At 59.8% G+C, this 18,191-nt stretch carries 15 protein-coding genes; 9 read left to right on the top strand and 6 right to left on the bottom strand.

The features are described from left to right. Positions 1-31: 31 nt before the first annotated feature. Positions 32-877: an arginase family protein gene (locus ACIQJ2_RS05815; RefSeq protein WP_400675427.1), complete on the bottom strand. Its 846-nt coding sequence runs from the start codon at positions 875-877 to the stop codon at positions 32-34. A 402-nt stretch (positions 878-1,279) separates the two neighbouring features. Here ACIQJ2_RS05815 and ugpB point away from each other — a divergent pair, with 402 nt between their 5' ends. From ugpB to ACIQJ2_RS05790, 5 genes are all read left to right on the top strand, one after another. Next, positions 1,280-2,584: a sn-glycerol-3-phosphate ABC transporter substrate-binding protein UgpB gene (gene ugpB, locus ACIQJ2_RS05810; RefSeq protein WP_400675429.1), complete on the top strand. Its 1,305-nt coding sequence runs from the start codon at positions 1,280-1,282 to the stop codon at positions 2,582-2,584. Positions 2,585-2,648: 64 nt separating this feature from the next. Next, positions 2,649-3,530, top strand: coding sequence for a sn-glycerol-3-phosphate ABC transporter permease UgpA (gene ugpA, locus ACIQJ2_RS05805; protein ID WP_199150824.1), 882 nt, complete (start codon positions 2,649-2,651; stop codon positions 3,528-3,530). 7 nt (positions 3,531-3,537) lie between these two features. Continuing rightward, positions 3,538-4,386 carry a sn-glycerol-3-phosphate ABC transporter permease UgpE gene (ugpE, locus tag ACIQJ2_RS05800; RefSeq protein WP_400675431.1) on the top strand — a complete coding sequence of 283 codons (849 nt, stop codon included), beginning with the start codon at positions 3,538-3,540 and terminating at the stop codon, positions 4,384-4,386. Beyond that, positions 4,386-5,465, top strand: a complete 1,080-nt coding sequence (locus ACIQJ2_RS05795; RefSeq protein ID WP_400675433.1) for a sn-glycerol-3-phosphate import ATP-binding protein UgpC — start codon at positions 4,386-4,388, stop codon at positions 5,463-5,465. The genes ugpE and ACIQJ2_RS05795 overlap by 1 nt, the downstream gene beginning before the upstream one ends. Before the next feature lie 593 nt (positions 5,466-6,058). Then, complete coding sequence (locus ACIQJ2_RS05790) at positions 6,059-6,481, top strand: PAS domain-containing protein (RefSeq protein WP_400675435.1); 423 nt, start codon at positions 6,059-6,061, stop codon at positions 6,479-6,481. A 246-nt stretch (positions 6,482-6,727) separates the two neighbouring features. Here ACIQJ2_RS05790 and ACIQJ2_RS05785 read toward each other — a convergent pair whose 3' ends face one another. Continuing rightward, complete coding sequence (locus ACIQJ2_RS05785; RefSeq protein WP_400675437.1) at positions 6,728-7,033, bottom strand: I78 family peptidase inhibitor; 306 nt, start codon at positions 7,031-7,033, stop codon at positions 6,728-6,730. Between the two features lie 157 nt (positions 7,034-7,190). Further along, entirely contained in the window at positions 7,191-8,210 is a 1,020-nt protein-coding gene (locus ACIQJ2_RS05780) for a LacI family DNA-binding transcriptional regulator (RefSeq protein ID WP_400675439.1), read from the bottom strand. 107 nt (positions 8,211-8,317) lie between these two features. On the opposite strand from ACIQJ2_RS05780, the gene ACIQJ2_RS05775 reads away from it, so the two are divergent. The 4 genes from ACIQJ2_RS05775 to ACIQJ2_RS05760 all read left to right on the top strand — a co-directional run bounded on the left by ACIQJ2_RS05775 (position 8,318) and on the right by ACIQJ2_RS05760 (position 13,493). Continuing rightward, positions 8,318-9,511, top strand: coding sequence for a phytanoyl-CoA dioxygenase family protein (locus tag ACIQJ2_RS05775; protein ID WP_400675441.1), 1,194 nt, complete (start codon positions 8,318-8,320; stop codon positions 9,509-9,511). 5 nt (positions 9,512-9,516) lie between these two features. Continuing rightward, the gene (locus ACIQJ2_RS05770; protein ID WP_400675443.1) at positions 9,517-10,326 is read left to right on the top strand and encodes an SDR family oxidoreductase; all 810 of its coding nucleotides are present in this window, start codon (positions 9,517-9,519) and stop codon (positions 10,324-10,326) included. Positions 10,327-10,553: 227 nt separating this feature from the next. Then, complete coding sequence (locus tag ACIQJ2_RS05765) at positions 10,554-12,911, top strand: Orn/Lys/Arg decarboxylase N-terminal domain-containing protein (RefSeq protein WP_400675444.1); 2,358 nt, start codon at positions 10,554-10,556, stop codon at positions 12,909-12,911. A 21-nt stretch (positions 12,912-12,932) separates the two neighbouring features. Next, complete coding sequence (locus ACIQJ2_RS05760; RefSeq protein ID WP_400675446.1) at positions 12,933-13,493, top strand: GNAT family N-acetyltransferase; 561 nt, start codon at positions 12,933-12,935, stop codon at positions 13,491-13,493. Between the two features lie 52 nt (positions 13,494-13,545). On the opposite strand, the gene chrA is transcribed toward ACIQJ2_RS05760, so the two are convergent. The 3 genes from chrA to ACIQJ2_RS05745 all read right to left on the bottom strand — a co-directional run bounded on the left by chrA (position 13,546) and on the right by ACIQJ2_RS05745 (position 18,179). After that, positions 13,546-14,775, bottom strand: a complete 1,230-nt coding sequence (gene chrA / locus ACIQJ2_RS05755; RefSeq protein ID WP_400675448.1) for a chromate efflux transporter — start codon at positions 14,773-14,775, stop codon at positions 13,546-13,548. Between the two features lie 258 nt (positions 14,776-15,033). Beyond that, positions 15,034-16,653 carry a GMC family oxidoreductase gene (locus ACIQJ2_RS05750; RefSeq protein WP_400675450.1) on the bottom strand — a complete coding sequence of 540 codons (1,620 nt, stop codon included), beginning with the start codon at positions 16,651-16,653 and terminating at the stop codon, positions 15,034-15,036. After that, positions 16,650-18,179 (bottom strand): FGGY-family carbohydrate kinase, encoded by a 1,530-nt coding sequence (locus tag ACIQJ2_RS05745; RefSeq protein WP_400675452.1) that lies wholly within the window; start codon positions 18,177-18,179, stop codon positions 16,650-16,652. The genes ACIQJ2_RS05750 and ACIQJ2_RS05745 overlap by 4 nt, the downstream gene beginning before the upstream one ends. Positions 18,180-18,191 lie beyond the last annotated feature (12 nt).

Genomic DNA, 18,191 nt, shown 5'->3' with positions numbered 1-18,191 from the left:
GCCGATCGAAAGCAACAGGGGCGCATGTCGCTTATTTCATTGGCAGCAGCGGTGAAACCGCATGAACCAGATGGCTTAGCGCTGCCGTATCCTTGACGGGATCGTCCGAGGACTCGAATTCGGCCAGCTCTATTCCGACAATCTGATCACTCGGAATAGCCTCGAAAATGGCACGCAGCGTGTCGGGGACAAGGCCACCGCCGATTGAATAGGCTGCGGGAACGTAACCCGGCTCGAGCACGTCCCAATCGACATGGATCCAGACTGGAGCGTCGCCGACCACCGCCAATATTTTCTCTGGGCTGGTGTCTGCAGGTGAGAGAACCCGCACGCCCGACTGCCGCAGCAATCCCTCCTCTGCGGGATCGATGTCGCGCGCGCCGGCGACCACGACCCTCGTCGGCTCGACGCCGCCGCCAAAGCCACTGTCCCAGCATCCGCAGGCCGCAGCAAGGACCATGCCGCCGAGATAGCCGCTTTCCGTCGTCTCAGGCGTGTTAAAATCGCCATGAGCGTCGATCCAAAAGATCACCACGCCAGGATTTATTCTCGCAACAACCGGAAGAGTGGCCAGGCTCGCCGAGCAGGTGTTGGCGACGACAAGCGGCCTGTTGCCGCGATCGAGAATATCCGAAACTGTCTCCTGCAGCGCCCCCAGGGTTTCCTTGGCCTCAGGAAGACTCGACGACCAGTCGTCGGTCTTCGGCGGCGATGCCGTTCCGATGACGACCGGCGTCAGTCCCGTGATATCCCGGATGACCGCCGCGGCCAATGCTGCGCCCGGAATAGCGCCGGGACTGCGGTCGGCGATGCGTCCCTGGGAAACGATGAGTTCGAGGGCCAAAGTCTGCTCCTTGCTGGCGACACGATCTTTCACGGCGGATTTCGACACCCAACACGTCGTCGCCGGTCGTGAAGGAAACGATATATCTGAATGGATATATCGATGACCGTAGATGTTGCAATCGCAGGCTGCCGAGAGAATCTTGCGCGGGAACCATAGCCCACAGAAAGGCTTGGCGAATGAGATGAAGCCATCACCAGGTCGGCTTGGCCTGTGCGGTTTAGAACAATGGAATAAACATTGAAGCAAATTCGGTAAACGGAATACAAATTCCGTTTTTGAAACTATTCAGTTCATACATTCCATTTTCTCTTGCGCATTCGTTTGAGTTCGTTTTAAATTCGCTTGCTTTCGCTGCGAAAGCCCAGCGCATAATCTGGGAGAAGCGACGCAAGCAGAAATCGCCTTTGCCGTCTTTGAGTGGGAGGAAACACCATGGCACGCTTCAATCGGACCCTTGCGGCCACATCTGCGCTTTTGCTTTTTCATGCAACCGGCGCCCTTGCGGCCACGGAGCTTGCATGGTGGCACGCGATGACCGGCGCCAATAACGAGGTCGTCGAACAACTCGCCAAGGAATTCAACGCAAGCCAGAGCGACTATAAGGTCGTTCCGGTTTTCAAGGGCACCTATGGCGAAACGCTGAATGCCGGCATTGCCGCCTTCCGCGCGAAAAAGGCGCCGGCCATTCTGCAGGTCTTCGATGCGGGTAGCGGCGTGATGCTCGGCGCGGAAGGCGCCGTCGTTCCCGTGGCGGACGTGCTGCAGAAGGGCGGCTACAAGTTCGACAAGGGTCAATACCTGCCGGGTATCGTCTCTTACTATTCCAAGCCGGACGGCACGATGCTGTCCTTCCCTTTCAATTCCTCGTCCCCGGTTCTGTTCTATAACAAGGACGCCTTCGCCAAGGCGGGTCTCGATGCCGAAAAGCCGCCAACGACCTGGCCGGAAGTCTTCGCCGCCGCCAAGAAGATCAAGACGAGCGGTGCGGCCAGCTGCGGCTTCACCTCGACCTGGCTGACCTGGATCCAGACCGAAAATTTTGCTGCCTGGAACAATGTCTCCTACGGCACGAAAGAGAATGGCCTCGCCGGCCTTGATGTCCAGTTGAAGATCGACGCACCCATCTTCGTCGATCACTTCCAGGCGATCGCCAATCTGAGCAAGGACGGCACCTTCCGTTATGGTGGCCGAACCTCCGAAGCCAAGCAGTTCTTCACGTCAGGCGAATGCGCGATCCTGACGGAATCCTCCGGCGGCCTCGGCGATATCGTCAAGTCCGGCATCAATTATGGCGTCGGCCAACTGCCTTATTATGAAGGTCACGGCCCACAGAACACCATTCCCGGCGGCGCAAGCCTCTGGGTCTTCGCGGGCAAGAGCGATGCGGAATACAAGGGCGTAGCCGAATTCTTCAACTTCCTCTCGAAGACCGACATTCAGGTGCGCCTGCACGAGGTTTCCGGCTACCTGCCGGTAACGGTGGCCGCCTACGAGGCAACGAAGAAGTCCGGCTTCTATGACAAGAACCCCGGCCGCGAGACCCCGATCAAGCAGATGATGGGCAAGGCTCCGACGGAAAACTCCAAGGGCGTGCGCCTCGTCAACCTGCCGCAGGTCCGCGACATCCTCAACGAGCAGTTCGAGGCGATGCTCGCCGGCCAGAAGGATGCAAAAGCCGCTCTGACCGAGGGCGTCCAGAAGGCAAACGCCGCCATCGCCGCCGCCACAGGCAACTGATCCTTCGAACCATCGTCCCGCGCCGCCCTGCGGTGCGGGACCCTCATCTGCCGAAGGGAGCGCTATGCAGCCTGTCGTCTTTCCCAACAAGGTCCTGCCGTATCTGCTGCTCGCGCCGCAGATCATCCTGACCGTTCTCTTCTTTTTCTGGCCGGCGAGCCAGGCGCTCTATCAGTCCGTCTTGCGCGAGGATCCGTTTGGCCTGAAATCCGGTTTCGTCGGACTTGCCAACTTTCGCGCCATCCTCTCCAATCCGGATTACGTGCATTCGCTGAAGGTCACCGTCGTCTTCAGCGTCGCGACGGCGCTGCTGTCGATGGCCGTGGCACTGCTGCTTGCAACTGCAGCCGAGCGTGTCGTGCGCGGGCGCAACATCTATCGCGCCCTGCTGATCTGGCCCTATGCTGTCGCTCCGGCCATTGCCGGCATGTTGTGGCTCTTCATGTTCAATCCGGCGATGGGAACATTCGCCTATATTCTGCGCCGCAACGGCTTCATGTGGGATCCGCTCCTGAACGGCAATCAGGCGATGATGCTGGTCATCGTCGCTGCTGCCTGGAAGCAGATCAGCTATAATTTCCTGTTCTTCGTTGCCGGCCTGCAGGCTATCCCGAAATCACTGATCGAGGCGGCCGCCATCGATGGCGCACGCGGCGCGAAGCGCTTCTGGACCATTGTCTTTCCGCTCTTGGCGCCAACGACGTTCTTCCTTCTTGTCGTCAACACCGTCTACGCATTTTTCGACACCTTCGGCATCATCCATGCCGTCACCGGCGGCGGCCCGGCAAAGGCCACGGAGACCCTGGTCTATAAGGTTTACAACGATGGCTTCGTCAACCTCGACCTTGGCAGTTCAGCCGCGCAATCGGTGATTCTGATGATCATCGTCATCGCGCTGACCGCTTTCCAATTCCGCTTCGTCGAGAAGCGGGTGCACTATTCATGAGGCGCCCATGATCGAGAACCGTCCCATCTCAAGCCTGATCAGTCATTTCCTGCTCATTATCGGCATCCTGATCGTCGCGCTTCCCATCTACTATACGTTCATCGCTTCGACGCACAGTTCGCCTGATATCATCCGGCCCCCGATGTCGCTTGCTCCGGGGGAGCATTTCTTCGACAACTACGCGGAGGCGATGGGCGGCGGCGTGGAACGTGTCGTCGGCGTCAGCCTGGAGCGGCTGCTGTTCAACTCGACCGTCGTCGCGCTTGCAATCGCCATTGGCAAGATCGTCATCTCTTTCCTTTCCGCCTTTGCGATCGTCTTCTTCCGCTTTCCCCTGCGGATGGTCTTTTTCTGGATGATCTTCGTAACGCTCATGCTGCCGGTCGAGGTGCGAATTTTGCCGACTTACAAGGTCGTCGTCGATCTCGGCCTGATCGATACCTATGCCGGCCTGACCTTGCCGCTCATGGCGTCCGCAACGGCGACCTTCCTCTTCCGGCAGTTCTTCCTGACGATCCCCGGCGAGCTGGTCGAAGCCGCACGCATCGACAATGCCGGCCCTTTCCGCTTCATGCGCGATATCCTGCTGCCGCTCTCGGCAACGAATATCGCCGCGCTCTTCGTCATCCTGTTCATCTACGGCTGGACCCAGTATCTCTGGCCGCTACTCGTCACCAATGATGCGAAGATGGATACGATCGTCATCGGCCTTCGCCGGATGGTGGACTTCACCGATGCGTCTACCCCGTGGAACTACGTCATGGTGACTGCGATCCTCGCAATCATCCCCCCTATTCTCGTCGTGTTGCTGATGCAGCGCTGGTTCGTCAAAGGCCTCGTGGAGACCGAAAAGTAATGGCTGAGATCACCCTCAACAACGTCCGCAAGTCTTATGGCAACGTAGAGGCGATCAAGGGCGTTTCGCTCGACATCAAGGACGGCGAGTTCGTCGTGCTCGTCGGCCCCTCGGGCTGCGGCAAGTCCACGCTACTGCGCATGATAGCCGGCCTTGAAGGCATTACCGGCGGCGACATTCAGATCGGCGCACGAAGGGTCAATGACGTTGAACCGGCCGAGCGTGACATTGCCATGGTTTTCCAGAACTATGCGCTCTATCCGCACATGACGGTGCGCCAGAACCTTTCCTATGGCCTCAAGAACCGCAACACGCCTGCGGCAGAGATCGATCGCCGCATCGCTTCTGCCGCCAAGACCTTGGAAATCGAGCAATATCTCGACCGCAAGCCGCGCCAGCTTTCCGGCGGCCAGCGCCAGCGCGTTGCGATGGGCCGGGCAATCGTCCGCGAGCCCGCCGCCTTTTTGTTCGACGAACCGCTCTCGAACCTCGATGCGAAGCTTCGCGGCCAGATGCGTATCGAGATCAAACGCCTGCAGCGCGCACTCGGCACGACGAGCGTCTACGTGACGCACGATCAAATGGAGGCGATGACCCTCGCCGACCGGCTCGTCGTTGTCAATGCAGGCCGCATCGAGCAGGTCGGCACGCCGATCGAACTCTATGAAAAGCCGGCGACAACCTTCGTCGCCACCTTCATCGGTTCGCCCTCGATGAACCTGCTGCCGAGTGAGGCCGCCGCAGCCAGCTGGTCCCTCGCCGGCCATGTATCACCGCAAGGCAACTTTACGCTCGGCGTGAGGCCGGAGGATCTGTCGCCGGTCTCTTCGGAAGGTAAGCCTTTCGACTTCGAAACCACCGCGCGGATCGATGGGATCGAACTCGTCGGCGCGGAAAGCCTGCTGCATGGCAAATTGTCGAATGGCGCAGATCTGGTTTTTCGTGTCTCGGGAAGGGCACGCAACGAATTGGGCGATATGGTGAAGGTCGGCGCCAGCGCCGATGCCCTCCACATTTTCGATGCGAGCGGCCAGCGGCAGGAGCTCGGCTCATCCGCCAATCTCAAAGCAAGCTTTTGATCCTTCCGCTTCGAGCATTCTCAGAAAAGCGCGCAGCAATTTCCGTCCGGAATTTCCAGGAAAACAAGGGGATAGAGCGTTTTCGCGACTCAAGGGAAAGCGGAAACGTTCGGGCGCTTGGAGGTTCTGTTCCTCACGCCCGGAACGGCAGTCGGTCAGCTGCCATTCTGCACGAGACCAGCGGCACCTTATAGATGTAATTCACTCTTCCAAATACAATCAAAATAGGTAGTGTGGAGCCCATCAACCTGCATTCCAGTAAACTCTAGCTTCGTGAGATCCCACATGGGTCACCACAATTCGACTCTCGCCGCGCTGGCTCGATTTGAGGACGGTATCGCAGCGACCTCCAGCCCGGCGTTGCGCCAGGCACCGATTGCAATATTGCAGCGCCATCTCCTCCATTTGTGGTCAACGGTTCCGCGGACCTCGTCCAGCAGACATGCCGTGGAATTGGCAGTGGTGAGCTGCGGCGTTGTCACCGCCCTTGAGCGACTGCAGGCGATTTTCGAACGGGCAAGCTTTTGACCCGCTTGACCACGCCTATAACGATACTAAGCTGTTGATGATTCACGTCAGCGGGGAGACGTTAATTGAGGCAATCACAGCCGCTTTTCATAGCGGAATTATCGGAGCCGGTCGCGCCTGAGGCCGGGATTTACGCGTGGGATATCGAAAAGAATCTGGTCTTTGCCGATGCTGCCTTGGCCAGCCTGTTCGGTCTCGATGCCACGGAAACCGTTCACGGATTGCCGATAGAGACATATCTCGATCGCGTTCATCCTGAAGACCGTCCGCCGCTGGCGAAGGTTATCCATAACACGATCATCACCGAAACGCCCCTGCAATCCACATATCGTGTCCGTGATCGGAATGGAGTCTATCGCTGGGTCGCAGCCTTCGGCAGAGCCTTTCGAGATAGGTCGGACAATCCGACGCTGTATTCAGGTATCGTGGTGCCGGCGCTCCAAATGGAGCGCAACGGGCAAAGTCAACAATCGGCCAATGATACCTGAAGCGCTTCAAGAAAGGCGCATAGCGCGCTTTCAACCCGGAATGCGTGAGAAAACAGAAGCATAGAGCGCTTCCGGGATTCAAGGAAAAGCAGTGGCGCTTGAGCTTGCGTCATGTAGCAGGTAGACAGCAGCCTACCGCTGGGCGACGAAGCTTGCTCCCCTCCGCCCACTGTCGGAGGGCACAGAATTTTTTGCGATTGCCGGACGAACCGGCAACCCAAGCGCTCGCCATTGTTTCGAAAACGTCTATCCGCAAAAGGCGCGGATAATCTTCCGGTTTTTCGGATTCGTTTCGATGGTGACGCGCTCCTGCCGATAGTCCATCGTCACGCCTTGTCCGGGCTTGATCTGGCGGACGATCGATGCACCCGTTAGCCGCCGCGCCTCGGCATCGCTGACACGTTTCCTGCCTATCAGTGCATCCGCCGCATCCCGCCGGCATATTCCCGGCGCGGCCTTGCGCTTTGCCTGCTGCGCTTCCCCTTGGCCGACCATCAGCGCGACCATAGCCAGGGCCAAGGCACTGGCGGCGAACAGTTTCGAACGAAGCATCAGAGCAATTCCTTTCTCAAATTGCGATCGCCGACCGATCCAGGCATTTGAACATGCTGTCATGGGTTGGCAATGTCAGGAGCCTATCTTGATGCCGACGCGATGTCATCGCTGGAAATCTCCTATTGGTTGCCGGAACCGCAACAGAGATTGCCGATTAAAGCGTCGGCTCGAATGGTGTAGCGATGGCGACCCTAGACGGCGCAACCTGGAAATCGGGCGGCAACATCCGGTGATAGGCGAGCATGAGCTGGCAGGCGCTTCTGGCGTCGTGACGCAAATCGTGGTGGATGACGAACGTGATCTCACCAGCGGCGAGCAGTGCGATATTATCCTGGTCGAGGTCATGGGCGGCAAAGACGCTGCATTCACGTCTGGCTTCCGCAAAGGCCTTCAATATCGCCCGATTGCCGCCGCCGGCCGAATAGACCGCCCGGATGTCCGGTTCGCATTCCAGGGCAACGCGGACGAGACGCTCCGTCTCGCGATCGACGCCGAAGCCTTCGGAAACCTGTACGACAGAAAGATGGGGGAAGCGCTGCGCCAGTGCGTTGCGAAACCCCTGCTCGCGCTCGTCTTCGCCGGCAAAGAGCCTGCTCGACAATGTCACCAGCACCTTGCCCGGTCGTTCTCCGGCCATGCGTCCGAGCAGATAAGCAGCCGTCGCCCCGGCGACGCGGTTGTCCATGCCGACATAGCCGATACGCGAATTTTCCGGCAAATCGGTCACCAGGGTGACCACGGGAATCTTCGCCATCATGAGCTGGACAGCAGACGCGGCAATCGCAGGCGTGGAAGCCGCTTTCAGAACGACGCCATGGCTGCCGCGCCGGCGTATTGCGCTCAGAATCGACAGAAGCTCCTGCTCGCTCATGGTCTCGGCGACATGAAATCGCGCGAGGAAGGAGGCGGGCCGCATGCCGGGCAACTCCGCCTCGAAGGCGTTGCGTACGGCCGCCGAGAAACGCTGCGGCGTGTCCATGACCACATCGATGACGAGACGCCGTCCAACGAGGCCGGACTGTACATATTGCCGTTCCAGCTCCGATATGGCCGCAGCGACGCGCGCCCGGGTGATTGCCCGAACGCCATCGCGTTCATGCATCACCCGGTCGACGGTCGCGAGGCTGAGGCCGGCCTGTAGCGCGATATCTTTGAGCGGAAAGCGCGACTTCACCGATGTTCCTTCTGAGGTGTTTTTGAGGGGTTTTGCGCCTTTTTCATAGGGCGCATCACGGCTACGATCAATGCTTGGGTCCAACGTCATTTCGGGAGGAGATCACCATGGACGCTCAAACGCTCGCCAGCCGCCGCAGCCAAAAAGTTTGGCTGTCTGCCGATTGCGGCAATCTCGACGCCTTAAAGCCCCTCGTCGAAAAGACAGCCACTTCGGCAGACTGGCCTTTGGCCACCGAGATCGAGAAAAATATCCTCATCTATGATGGCGACAAAGTTCGTCATGCGGCTGAAGTTGAAGATGAACGCCATGCTTTGACGGCCGAATGGGTCGAAGCCTTCACCTCCGGTCCCGGTATCATCGTCATCAAGAACGCCATGCCGGATGCCGCCGTCGTCGATCGCGCCACCACGGTGTTCGAAGAGATCGTTCGTGACGAGCGCGAGAAGGGCAAAGGCGCTGGCGATCATTTCGCCAAGCCCGGCGCCAACGACCGTATCTGGAATTCGCTGGAGAAACATTGCCTGGCGGATCCGGCGAATTTTGCCCATTATTACGCATCGACTGCCATTGCCATGGTATCGGAGGCTTGGCTCGGAGCAGGCTACCAGATGACGGCGCAGATGAATCGGGTCAACCCGGGTGGCACCGCGCAAAAGCCCCATCGCGATTATCATCTGGGTTTCATGTCTCCGCAGCAGATGCAGGCCTATCCCGGCCATATTCATGCCGTTTCACCGCTTTTGACGCTGCAGGGCGCGGTAGCGCATTGTGACATGCCGCTCGAAAGCGGTCCGACACTGTTTGTCCCCTACTCTCAGACCTTCTTTGAAGGCTACATCGCTTTCGGCCGTCCGGAGTTTCAAGAGTATTTCGCGGAACATCACGTGCAATTGCCGCTGCAGAAGGGCGACGCCGTCTTCTTCAACCCCGCCGTTATGCATGGCGCAGGCAACAATGTCTCGAAAGACATCTATCGCATGGCCAATCTTCTTCAGGTCTCCTCGGCCTTCGGTCGGGCGATGGAGAGCGTCAACCGCAATCGAATGGCGGTAGCAGTCTACCCCGCCCTTGTCGCAGCTCTCGCTACGGGCGTGCTGAGCCGTGCGGAAGCTGCCAACGTCATCGCCTCAACGGCCGAAGGCTATGCCTTTCCCACAAATCTCGACAGCGACCCGCCCGTTGGCGGCCTTGCGCCGAAAACCCAGGCGCGGATCATGATGGATGCTATCGACGCCGGCATGGGTGCCAAAGAGTTCGCAGAGTTGATCGCCGCCCATGCGGCACGCAGGGAGGCTTGAAATTCATGAGCAGACTGGATGGAAAACTCGCCGTCGTGACCGGCGGCACGCAGGGCCTCGGCGCCGAAGTCGCCCGCCTCTTTGCCGAGCGCGGGGCTGCGGGCCTTACGATCTGCGGTCGCAGCACGGCCAAGGGTGAAGCCAAGGCACGCGAAATCGGCGATCGCTACGGAATACCGGTCGCATTCGTCACGGCCGACCTCGGCGAGGTGGAGGATTGCCGCAAAGTCATCGCGACAGCGGTCGAGAAATTCGGCCGCATCGATGCTCTCATCAATGTCGCTGCCATCACCGATCGCGGCACCATCCTCGACACCGATCCGGACCTGTTCGATCGCATGTTCGCCGTCAATGTGCGGGCGCCGTTTTTTCTGATGCAAGATGCGATCAAGGCCATGATCGCCAATGGTATAGAAGGCACCATCGTCAACATTTCCTCCATGTCATCGATGGCCGGCCAACCCTTCATCAGCGCCTACTGCTCGTCCAAGGGGGCGCTTGACACCCTGACCCGGAATACGGCCTTCGCGCTGCTTAGAAACCGCATCAGGGTCAACGCCCTCAACATCGGCTGGATGTCGAGCGACGGCGAGGATCGCATTCAGCGCGAGTATCACGGCGCCGATGAGGATTGGCTGGCGCGGGCTGCGGCCGAACAGCCATTCGGCCGACTGGTCTCTCCTGCGGAGGTTGCCCGCGCAGTCGCCTATCTGTCCTCGGAGGAATCGGGGCTGATGACCGGTGCCACCATCAACCTGGATCAATCTATCTGGGGCGCCTACGAGGGATCGCCACACCCAGAGAAAGCAATGTGAGGCGGCTGCGATTGAAGCTGCCTCGACGGGCGAAAGGCGCAGAAGGAATTTTGGACGACCGTCGCAAGACCTGAGAAACATGAAGTGCCGCCGGCATTCCGCTGCCTGCCACTTCCGCCCGAGTGTCCTCCTTTCATCGACGCCGTTTCCGGCGTCCGAAGGTCTGTCACATCCATGTCATGAAATACGTCGACACCTCGTCCCTGGTTTTAAATGCGGGTACCGAGATGGATTATTTCAGACGCTTCAACTTTCTGTTCGCAACGCCGGCCTTCGACAGCGAGGATCTGGAGGGCGCCCGCTACAATCAGATCGTGGAGGAGATCGAGCGCTCAGGCTTTGAGGTCGTACGTGCTCGCAATATCGAAGACGCGGAGATCGCCGTCCAGACGGACGCCGCCATCGGCTGCATGCTGGTCGACTGGGGCAAGAAGGGGCTTGAAGGCAAGACGGCCTCCCTCATCAATCTGATGCGCCGGCGCGGTCTCGAATTCCCCATCATCCTTTTGATCCGCCGCAAGCGTTTCGAGGATGTCCCGGTCGAGGTGCTCGATTTCATCGATGGCTATGTCTTCCTCTCGGAAGAGACGCCTGCCTTCATCGCCAAAAGCCTGATCAGCCGGCTCAAGCAGTATGCCGAGACGCTGAAGACGCCGTTCTTTGGCGCCCTCGTCGATTATGCCGAAGAAGGCAATCAGCTCTGGACGTGCCCCGGGCACAATGGCGGCATCTTCTATAGCCGCAGCCCGATCGGCCGCGTGTTCATGGAACACCTCGGCGAAGCCGTATTTCGTGACGACCTCGACAATTCCGTGCTCGATCTGGGCGATCTTCTGACCCACGAGGGTCCGGCGCTCGCGGCGCAGAAAGAGGCGGCCAAGATTTTTGGCGCCGAGAAGACCTATTTCGTCCTGAACGGCACCTCCACGTCCAACAAGGTCGCGCTCTCAGCGCTCGTCACCGATGGCGATCTCGTGCTGTTCGATCGCAACAATCATAAGGCCGCCCATCATGGCGCACTGATGATCTCCGGCGGCATCCCGGTCTATCTGCCGACCAGACGCAATGTCTACGGCTTGATCGGCCCCATGGATTTTGCGGCTATGGACGAGGAAGCTCTGCGCGAGCGCATCCGCACTCACCCGCTGGTCAAGGATCCGGAAGCCCACAAGAAGCAGCGCCCCTTCCGCGTCGCCGTCGTGGAGCAGTGCACCTATGACGGCACGATCCACAACGCCGAAATGATCCTCAAGCGCATCGGTCATCTGTGCGACTACATCCTGTTCGACGAGGCCTGGGCCGGCTTCATGAAATTTCATCCGCTCTATGCCGGTCGGTTCGCTATGGGCCTTGCCGAACTCGGCCCGGACGCGCCTGGTATCATTGCCACGCAATCCACCCATAAGCAGCTAGCAAGCTTCTCCCAGGCCTCGCAGATCCACATGAAGGACCGGCACATCACCGGCCAGAAGCGCCGCGTCGAGCATCGACGCTTCAACGAAAGCTTCATGCAGCACGCTTCGACCTCGCCCTTCTATCCGCTGTTTGCCTCGCTCGACGTCGGCGCGCAGATGATGAAGGGCCGCTCGGGCGAAGTGCTTTGGGACGACACGATCCGTCTCGGCATCGAGCTGCGCAAGAAGATCCGCGCCGTGCGCCGCGAATTCGAGGAGAAGGAGCATCGCCCAGAGCGTCGCTGGTTCTTCGAGCCTTTCGTGCCGGATCGCGTGGCAATCCCGGATGTCTCGAGCGCCGGCGCCGTGCACGACGTACCTTGGGAGAGCATCGCCACCGACCAGCTTGCGACCAATCCGGCCTTCTGGCATCTGACGCCCGACGCTGCGTGGCACGGATTTGCCGGCATGGAACCGGGCTTCGCGATGACGGACCCGAACAAGCTCACACTGCTTACCCCCGGCTTCGACCGGGCGAGCGGGAAATACACCGAGCACGGCATTCCTGCCCCGGTGGTTGCGCAATATCTGCGTGAAAACCGCATCGTCGCCGAGAAGAACGACCTCAACTCACTGCTGTTCCTCCTCACGCCCGGCGTTGAGGCCAGCAAGGCCGGCACTTTGATCAGCGGCCTGGTCGCCTTCAAGAAGCTCTATGACGACAACGCCCTGCTGGAAGAGGCTATTCCTGAGTTCTATCGCCGCCGACCGGGCCGCTACGCAGGCGTAAGGCTGCGCGATCTCTGCACGGACATGCATAATTTCTTCCGCCAGGCCAATGTCAGCGCGCTGCAGACGTTGCAGTTTTCCGCGGCCCACCTGCCGCCGATTGCGCTCTCGCCCCATGATGCCGCACGCTGCCTGGTGCGCAACGATGTCGATTACCTGCCGATCGACGCCATCGCCGGCCGCATCGCAACGACGCCATTCGTGGTCTATCCGCCGGGTATCGCCACCATCGTACCGGGCGAGCGCCTGACGGATGAGGCAAAACCCATGCTCGACTATCTCAAGATGTTCGAAGCCTGCTTCAACATTTTCCCCGGCTTTGAAGTCGAGATTCAAGGGCTCTATCGCGAGATTGATGAAACCGGCCGCATCCGCCTCTATACTTACGTCGTTGCGGAATAGGCCGGGAATTCAGGTTCGATCATGGAGCAGAATAGAACGATCGTCATTCGCCCTTCGCGCGAGACCGACGTCGATGCGATGTTGGCGATCTATCGTCGCCACATTCGCCGCGGTGTCGAAGATGGAGTGGACGACAACGACACGCCGCAATCCGACGATCTCAAGGACCGGCGCAAGAATCTTAGGAACCGCCGGTTCCCTCATGTCGTCGCGGTTGAAGGTGAGAAGGTCGTTGGTTACGCCTATGTGGTATTGTTCCGCAAACGCCCAGCCTATCGCTATACCGTCAAGCACTCGATCTATGTCCATCACGACCATATCGGCCAAGGTGTCGGCAGCCTGCTCATGCGCGGGCTGATCGACGCCTGCGCCGCCGCCGGATTCCGGCAGATGATCGGCTACATCGACGCAGACAACGTCGCTTCGCTCACCCTGCACGAACGCTTCGGCTTTGCGCGGGTCGGCCTCTTGCCGGCGGTTGCCTATCGTTACGGTCATTGGGCCGACACGGTGATGGTTCAGCGCTCCCTAGGCTCCGGCTCGACCACGCCGCCACCGCCACCACCGCTTTCAACCCGATAATGAGTAGCTCCAGGGATCTCGTGACAGGAACTGGCTTCTTTTGAAGCCTCGCTCAGACCATATGTGCAGCAACGCCGCTCGCCGCCAATAGAAAAACGACGATCCAGGGCGGCGTTTTCCAGACGGTGAGCAGCAGGAAGCCCGCCAGCGCCAAGGCGAAATCCTTCGGCGAGAGCACCGCTGATGTCCAGACCGGATTGTAGAGCGCGGCACCGAGGATGCCCACGACGGCGGCATTGGCTCCACGCATGGCGGCCTGCGCCGTCGGCCGAAGCCGCAACGCATCCCAGTAGGGAAGCATGCCATAGACCAACAATATCCCCGGCAGGAAGATCGCAACAAGGGCTATCGACGCACCGGCAAAGCCATTGGGTTCCGGCCCCACGATTGTGCCGAGGTAGGCCGCAAATGTAAACAGCGGCCCCGGTACCGCCTGCGCCAAACCGTAGCCGGTCAGGAAGGTTTCGTTCGTCACCCATCCCGAATCCACCACTTGGGCCTGCAACAGGGGCAGGACGACATGTCCTCCCCCGAATACCAACGCCCCGGAGCGGTAGAAGGCATCGAACAGCGCAATCGCTTGGTAACTGTTTGTCATCACGAACAGCGCCGGGAGGACCAAGAGGACTGCAAATGCGACAAGAGCTGTAGCTCCCCCGCGGCGCGATACCGGAAAGTGCAGGCGGCTTGCCGATGTGAAAGACGGTTCGCCGCGACAGAGCCAGAGCCCACCGACCGCTCCAAGAGCGATGGCACCGGTTTGACCGAGCGTTCCACCGATGAAGACGACAATCGCAACGGCTGCAAGAGCGATGGCGGCCCGCCCTCGGTCCGGCGTCAGGTTTTTAGCCATGCCCCAGATCGCCTGGGCAATCACCGCGACAGCGACCAGTTTCAATCCATGCAGAACGCCAGTAGATGCCGCTCCGGTGAAAGTTGCCGTGCCGACGGCAAAGGCGAACAGGATCACAGCGGACGGCAAGGTGAAGCCGAGCCACGCCGCCAACCCGCCAAGCAGCCCGTTGCCGCGTAGGACCCCGAGCGAAAATCCGACCTGGCTGGAGGCTGGCCCCGGCAGAAACTGACAAAGGGCAACGAGATCGGCATAGCCTTTCTCATCGATCCACTTCCGTCGCGCGACAAGCTCGTCACGGAAGTAGCCCAGATGGGCAATCGGACCGCCGAAGGAGATCAATCCGAGCATCAGGAAGACGCGGAAAACCTCCAGAGGCGAGCCTCTTACCGCTGGTTCGTCTACCAAGGCATCACGATGGGCACTCATCATTTCCTCTTGAACCGGCTCGCTCGTGTAACCCGCACATGCTGTCCGATCGTCTCAATACACCATCATCGCGCCGATCAACTCACGAGTGCTTGAATGGGCTAAAGCGCGCCGCGATCTCTAAGATTCGCTTCACGCGCTCTAGCTCTTTGATTTCACGCATGTCGTAGCCGCAAAAACCGTTGCACACTTTTGCGCGACATGCTCTAGCATTGTCAAAATACCTTACCGATATTCGATAACATGCGGCAACGGCACTTAGCTCAAGATCATGTCGGCCGCTTTCTCCGCGATCATGATGACCGGCGAATTGGTGTTTCCCGAGACGATTTTCGGCATGATCGAGGCATCGACCACTCTTAGCCCGCCGAGACCATGGACGCGCAGCTGTGAATCGACGACGGCATCCTCGCCGCTTCCCATCCTGCATGTGCCAACCGGGTGGAAAATGGTCGTTGCGATGTCGCCTGCCCTTCGCACCAATTCCTCATCGCTTTGAAACTCGGGGCCTGGCAGCATCTCCCTCGGAGCGAACTTCGAGATCGCTCTGGCCTGCATAAGACGGCGAGCATGACGAATGGAGCGCGCCGCCACGATGCGATCCCCTGCCGTCGAGAGATAGTTCGGCCTTATCTGCGGAGCCATTGAAGCATCCGGCGCGGCAACGTGGACCGTACCTCGGCTTTCAGGACGGAGATTGCAAACGGAGACGGTGACGGCGGGATAGCGGTGCAGCGGTTCGCCCAGCCTGTCCGTGCTGAGCGGCTGAACGTGATATTCGAGGTCGGCCGTCGCCACCGCCGGATCGCTTTTCGCAAAGATCCCGAGCTGGCTCGGCGCCATGGACAGAGGGCCGGAGCGGCGGAACGCGTACTCCAACCCCATGCCGGCCCGGGCAAAGAGATTATGATAGAGCTGGTTCAACGTCTTCGCGCCCTCGATGCGAAATACGGTGCGGATCTGCAAATGATCCTGCAGATTTTCTCCAACTCCTTTCAGAGAATGTATGACGTCGATGCCGATATTCCGCAGCAGTTCGGGTCTGCCGACCCCGGAGAGTTCCAGTATTTTCGGCGAATTGATCGCCCCGGCCGAAAGGATGACCTCGCGCTTTGCCCGCGCCTCGTGAACCCTGCCATCCAATCGAAACCGGACGCCGCTAGCGCGACGCGCCTCAAACAGCAGCGCTTCCGTTTCCGCGCCTGTCAGCACTCTAAGGTTGGCCCGCTTCATGGCAGGGCGCAGAAAGGCCTTGGTGGTGTTCCAGCGTAGTCCGCCGCGCTGATTGACCTCGAAATAACCGGACCCTTCGTTGTCGCCATCATTGAAATCGTCGGTCTTCGGAATGCCAAGCTCCTCTGCCGCATCTCGAAACGCATCGAGGATCGGCCAGGAGAGGCGCTGCCGCTCAACGCGCCATTCGCCGCCTGCACCATGAACCTGCGACCGACCGCGATAATTGTCCTCCGACTTCAGGAAATAGGGGAGAATGTCATCCCAGCCCCAACCGACATTGCCCTCCTGCCGCCAGCCATCATAATCGGCAGCCTGGCCGCGCATATAGATCATGCCATTGATCGATGAGCAGCCTCCGAGGAGCTTTCCCCGCGGATAGGGAAGCGAGCGGCCATTGAGGCCAGTTTCCTGCTGCGTCTTCATCATCCAATCCGTGCGCGGATTGCCCATGCAGAAGAGATAGCCGATCGGGATATGCACCCAATGATATCGATCGTTGCCGCCGGCCTCGAGCAAAAGAACCCGATTTGCCGGGTTGGCCGACAGGCGATTGGCAAGAACGCATCCCGCCGATCCCGCGCCGACGATGATGAAATCGTAATCGCCGGCATCGGCGACTGCATCGTCAGAGGACGCGCTCACGCTGCCGCTCCTGTCGCAGAAGGCAGCGATGAGGACAGCCGTCGCCAGATCGGTGCCATTGCCGTCAGGATGTCGTTATAGAGGCCATAGCGTCGCTCGTAGTGGCTTTGAAGATGCCTGTTCGGAACGTAGTTCCGCTCGACCCGCACCATGGACGCCGCGCCGGCCGCGAAATCCGCAAAAACTCCAATCCCCGTTCCCGCGGTGATTGCGGCGCCGAGCGCACCGGTTTCCCGCGAACGGGCGATCGAGACCGGCAAACCCAGCACATCGGCGAATATTTGCGGCCAAATCAGGCTGCGCGAACCGCCACCGGAAAGCACAGCTTCGTTGAAGACTGCACCCGCCTGCCGCATCGTCTCGATATGTTGTCGATGGCCAAACGCAACGCCTTCCAACACGGCACGAACGAGATGCCCCTTCGTATGCCAACCGGCGACGCCATAGAAGCCGGCGCGGGCATTGCCGCTTTGTTGCGCACCATAAAGGAAGGGATGATAGAGCGGATCATCCCCAGCAGGCTCGATGCCGGCGGCCAGATCTCCGCACAAGTCGAAGGGCGATCGGCCGTCCAGCGGAACATCCGAAAAGAACTCCCGTACCAGCCATTCGAGATTGGCGGCCGAGGTGGCGCTCGATTCGATCGCCATATAGCGCTTGCGGTCGAAGGTCGAGGACATGAACACCGGCCCGTCGAGCCGCGGCGTATCGACGACAACCTGATTGATGCTCCAGGTGCCGGCGATGATCGAGGCCGCCCCAGTGCGGGTGACACCGGAGCCGATGGCGGAGGCGACAACATCGAAAAGACCGCCGACGACAGGCGTTCCGATGGCAAGCCCGGTCAGTGCTGCTGCCTCCGCTGTGACGTGCCCCGCAATATCGGAGCTTTCGATCAAGGGCGGAAGCAGTTCCATGCAATCACCGAGGCCATAGGCTTCCATCAGACCATGGTCATAGCGGCGATCGACAACATGGAGCAGCCCGCATCCTGTCATATCGGAGACTTCGCTGACACGAACGCCAGTCAGGCGATTGACGATGAAATCCTTGCACAGGAAAACCGTGCCGATCCGGGCGAAGGTTTCCGGCTGGCAACGCTTCAGCCAGGCAAGCAATGTCGGCGTCTGCGATGGCCAGGGCCGCTGCTGGCCGATCGGATAGGTGCGGTCACCCACACCTTTTTCCTGCCATTCCTCGACGAGGCCAACGGCGCGCGTATCCAGAGACTGGATGCCCAGCAAGGGACGGCCTTCGCGATCGAGGGCGTAAAGCCCGTTTCCGTGGCCTGCACAGCCGACGGCAACAATGTCTCCGGGCGAAACTCCAGCCTGCTCGATGCAGGTGCGGATAACCTTACCGGCATTCGCCCAGAGCTCATCGAGCCCGCGCTCCACATGTCCGGGGCATGGCATGCGGCTGTGCCCCTCCGCTGACGCTGCCGCAATTTCGTTGCCCTGCCGGTCAAAGATCACCGCCTTGATGACCGTGTTGCCGGCGTCGAGCCCCAATAGATATTCTGCCATCCCGTACCCCTC

Source organism: Rhizobium sp. NPDC092011, assembly GCF_044756305.1.
In the GTDB taxonomy this organism is placed as follows: Bacteria; Pseudomonadota; Alphaproteobacteria; order Rhizobiales; family Rhizobiaceae; genus Rhizobium.
The sequence above is the reverse complement of the archived record's forward strand: the minus strand, read 5'-3'. Positions and strand labels throughout refer to the sequence as shown.

Excerpts from the sequence above, each read along its gene's own strand:
- ugpB (WP_400675429.1), top strand. The coding sequence starts at position 1,280 with ATGGCACGCTTCAATCGGACCCTTGCGGCCACATCTGCGCTTTTGCTT.
- ugpA (WP_199150824.1), top strand. The coding sequence starts at position 2,649 with ATGCAGCCTGTCGTCTTTCCCAACAAGGTCCTGCCGTATCTGCTGCTC.
- ugpE (WP_400675431.1), top strand. The coding sequence starts at position 3,538 with ATGATCGAGAACCGTCCCATCTCAAGCCTGATCAGTCATTTCCTGCTC.
- ACIQJ2_RS05795 (WP_400675433.1), top strand. The coding sequence starts at position 4,386 with ATGGCTGAGATCACCCTCAACAACGTCCGCAAGTCTTATGGCAACGTA.
- ACIQJ2_RS05785 (WP_400675437.1), bottom strand. The coding sequence starts at position 7,033 with ATGCTTCGTTCGAAACTGTTCGCCGCCAGTGCCTTGGCCCTGGCTATG.
- ACIQJ2_RS05775 (WP_400675441.1), top strand. The coding sequence starts at position 8,318 with ATGGACGCTCAAACGCTCGCCAGCCGCCGCAGCCAAAAAGTTTGGCTG.
- ACIQJ2_RS05770 (WP_400675443.1), top strand. The coding sequence starts at position 9,517 with ATGAGCAGACTGGATGGAAAACTCGCCGTCGTGACCGGCGGCACGCAG.
- ACIQJ2_RS05765 (WP_400675444.1), top strand. The coding sequence starts at position 10,554 with ATGGATTATTTCAGACGCTTCAACTTTCTGTTCGCAACGCCGGCCTTC.
- ACIQJ2_RS05760 (WP_400675446.1), top strand. The coding sequence starts at position 12,933 with ATGGAGCAGAATAGAACGATCGTCATTCGCCCTTCGCGCGAGACCGAC.
- chrA (WP_400675448.1), bottom strand. The coding sequence starts at position 14,775 with ATGAGTGCCCATCGTGATGCCTTGGTAGACGAACCAGCGGTAAGAGGC.
- ACIQJ2_RS05745 (WP_400675452.1), bottom strand. The coding sequence starts at position 18,179 with ATGGCAGAATATCTATTGGGGCTCGACGCCGGCAACACGGTCATCAAG.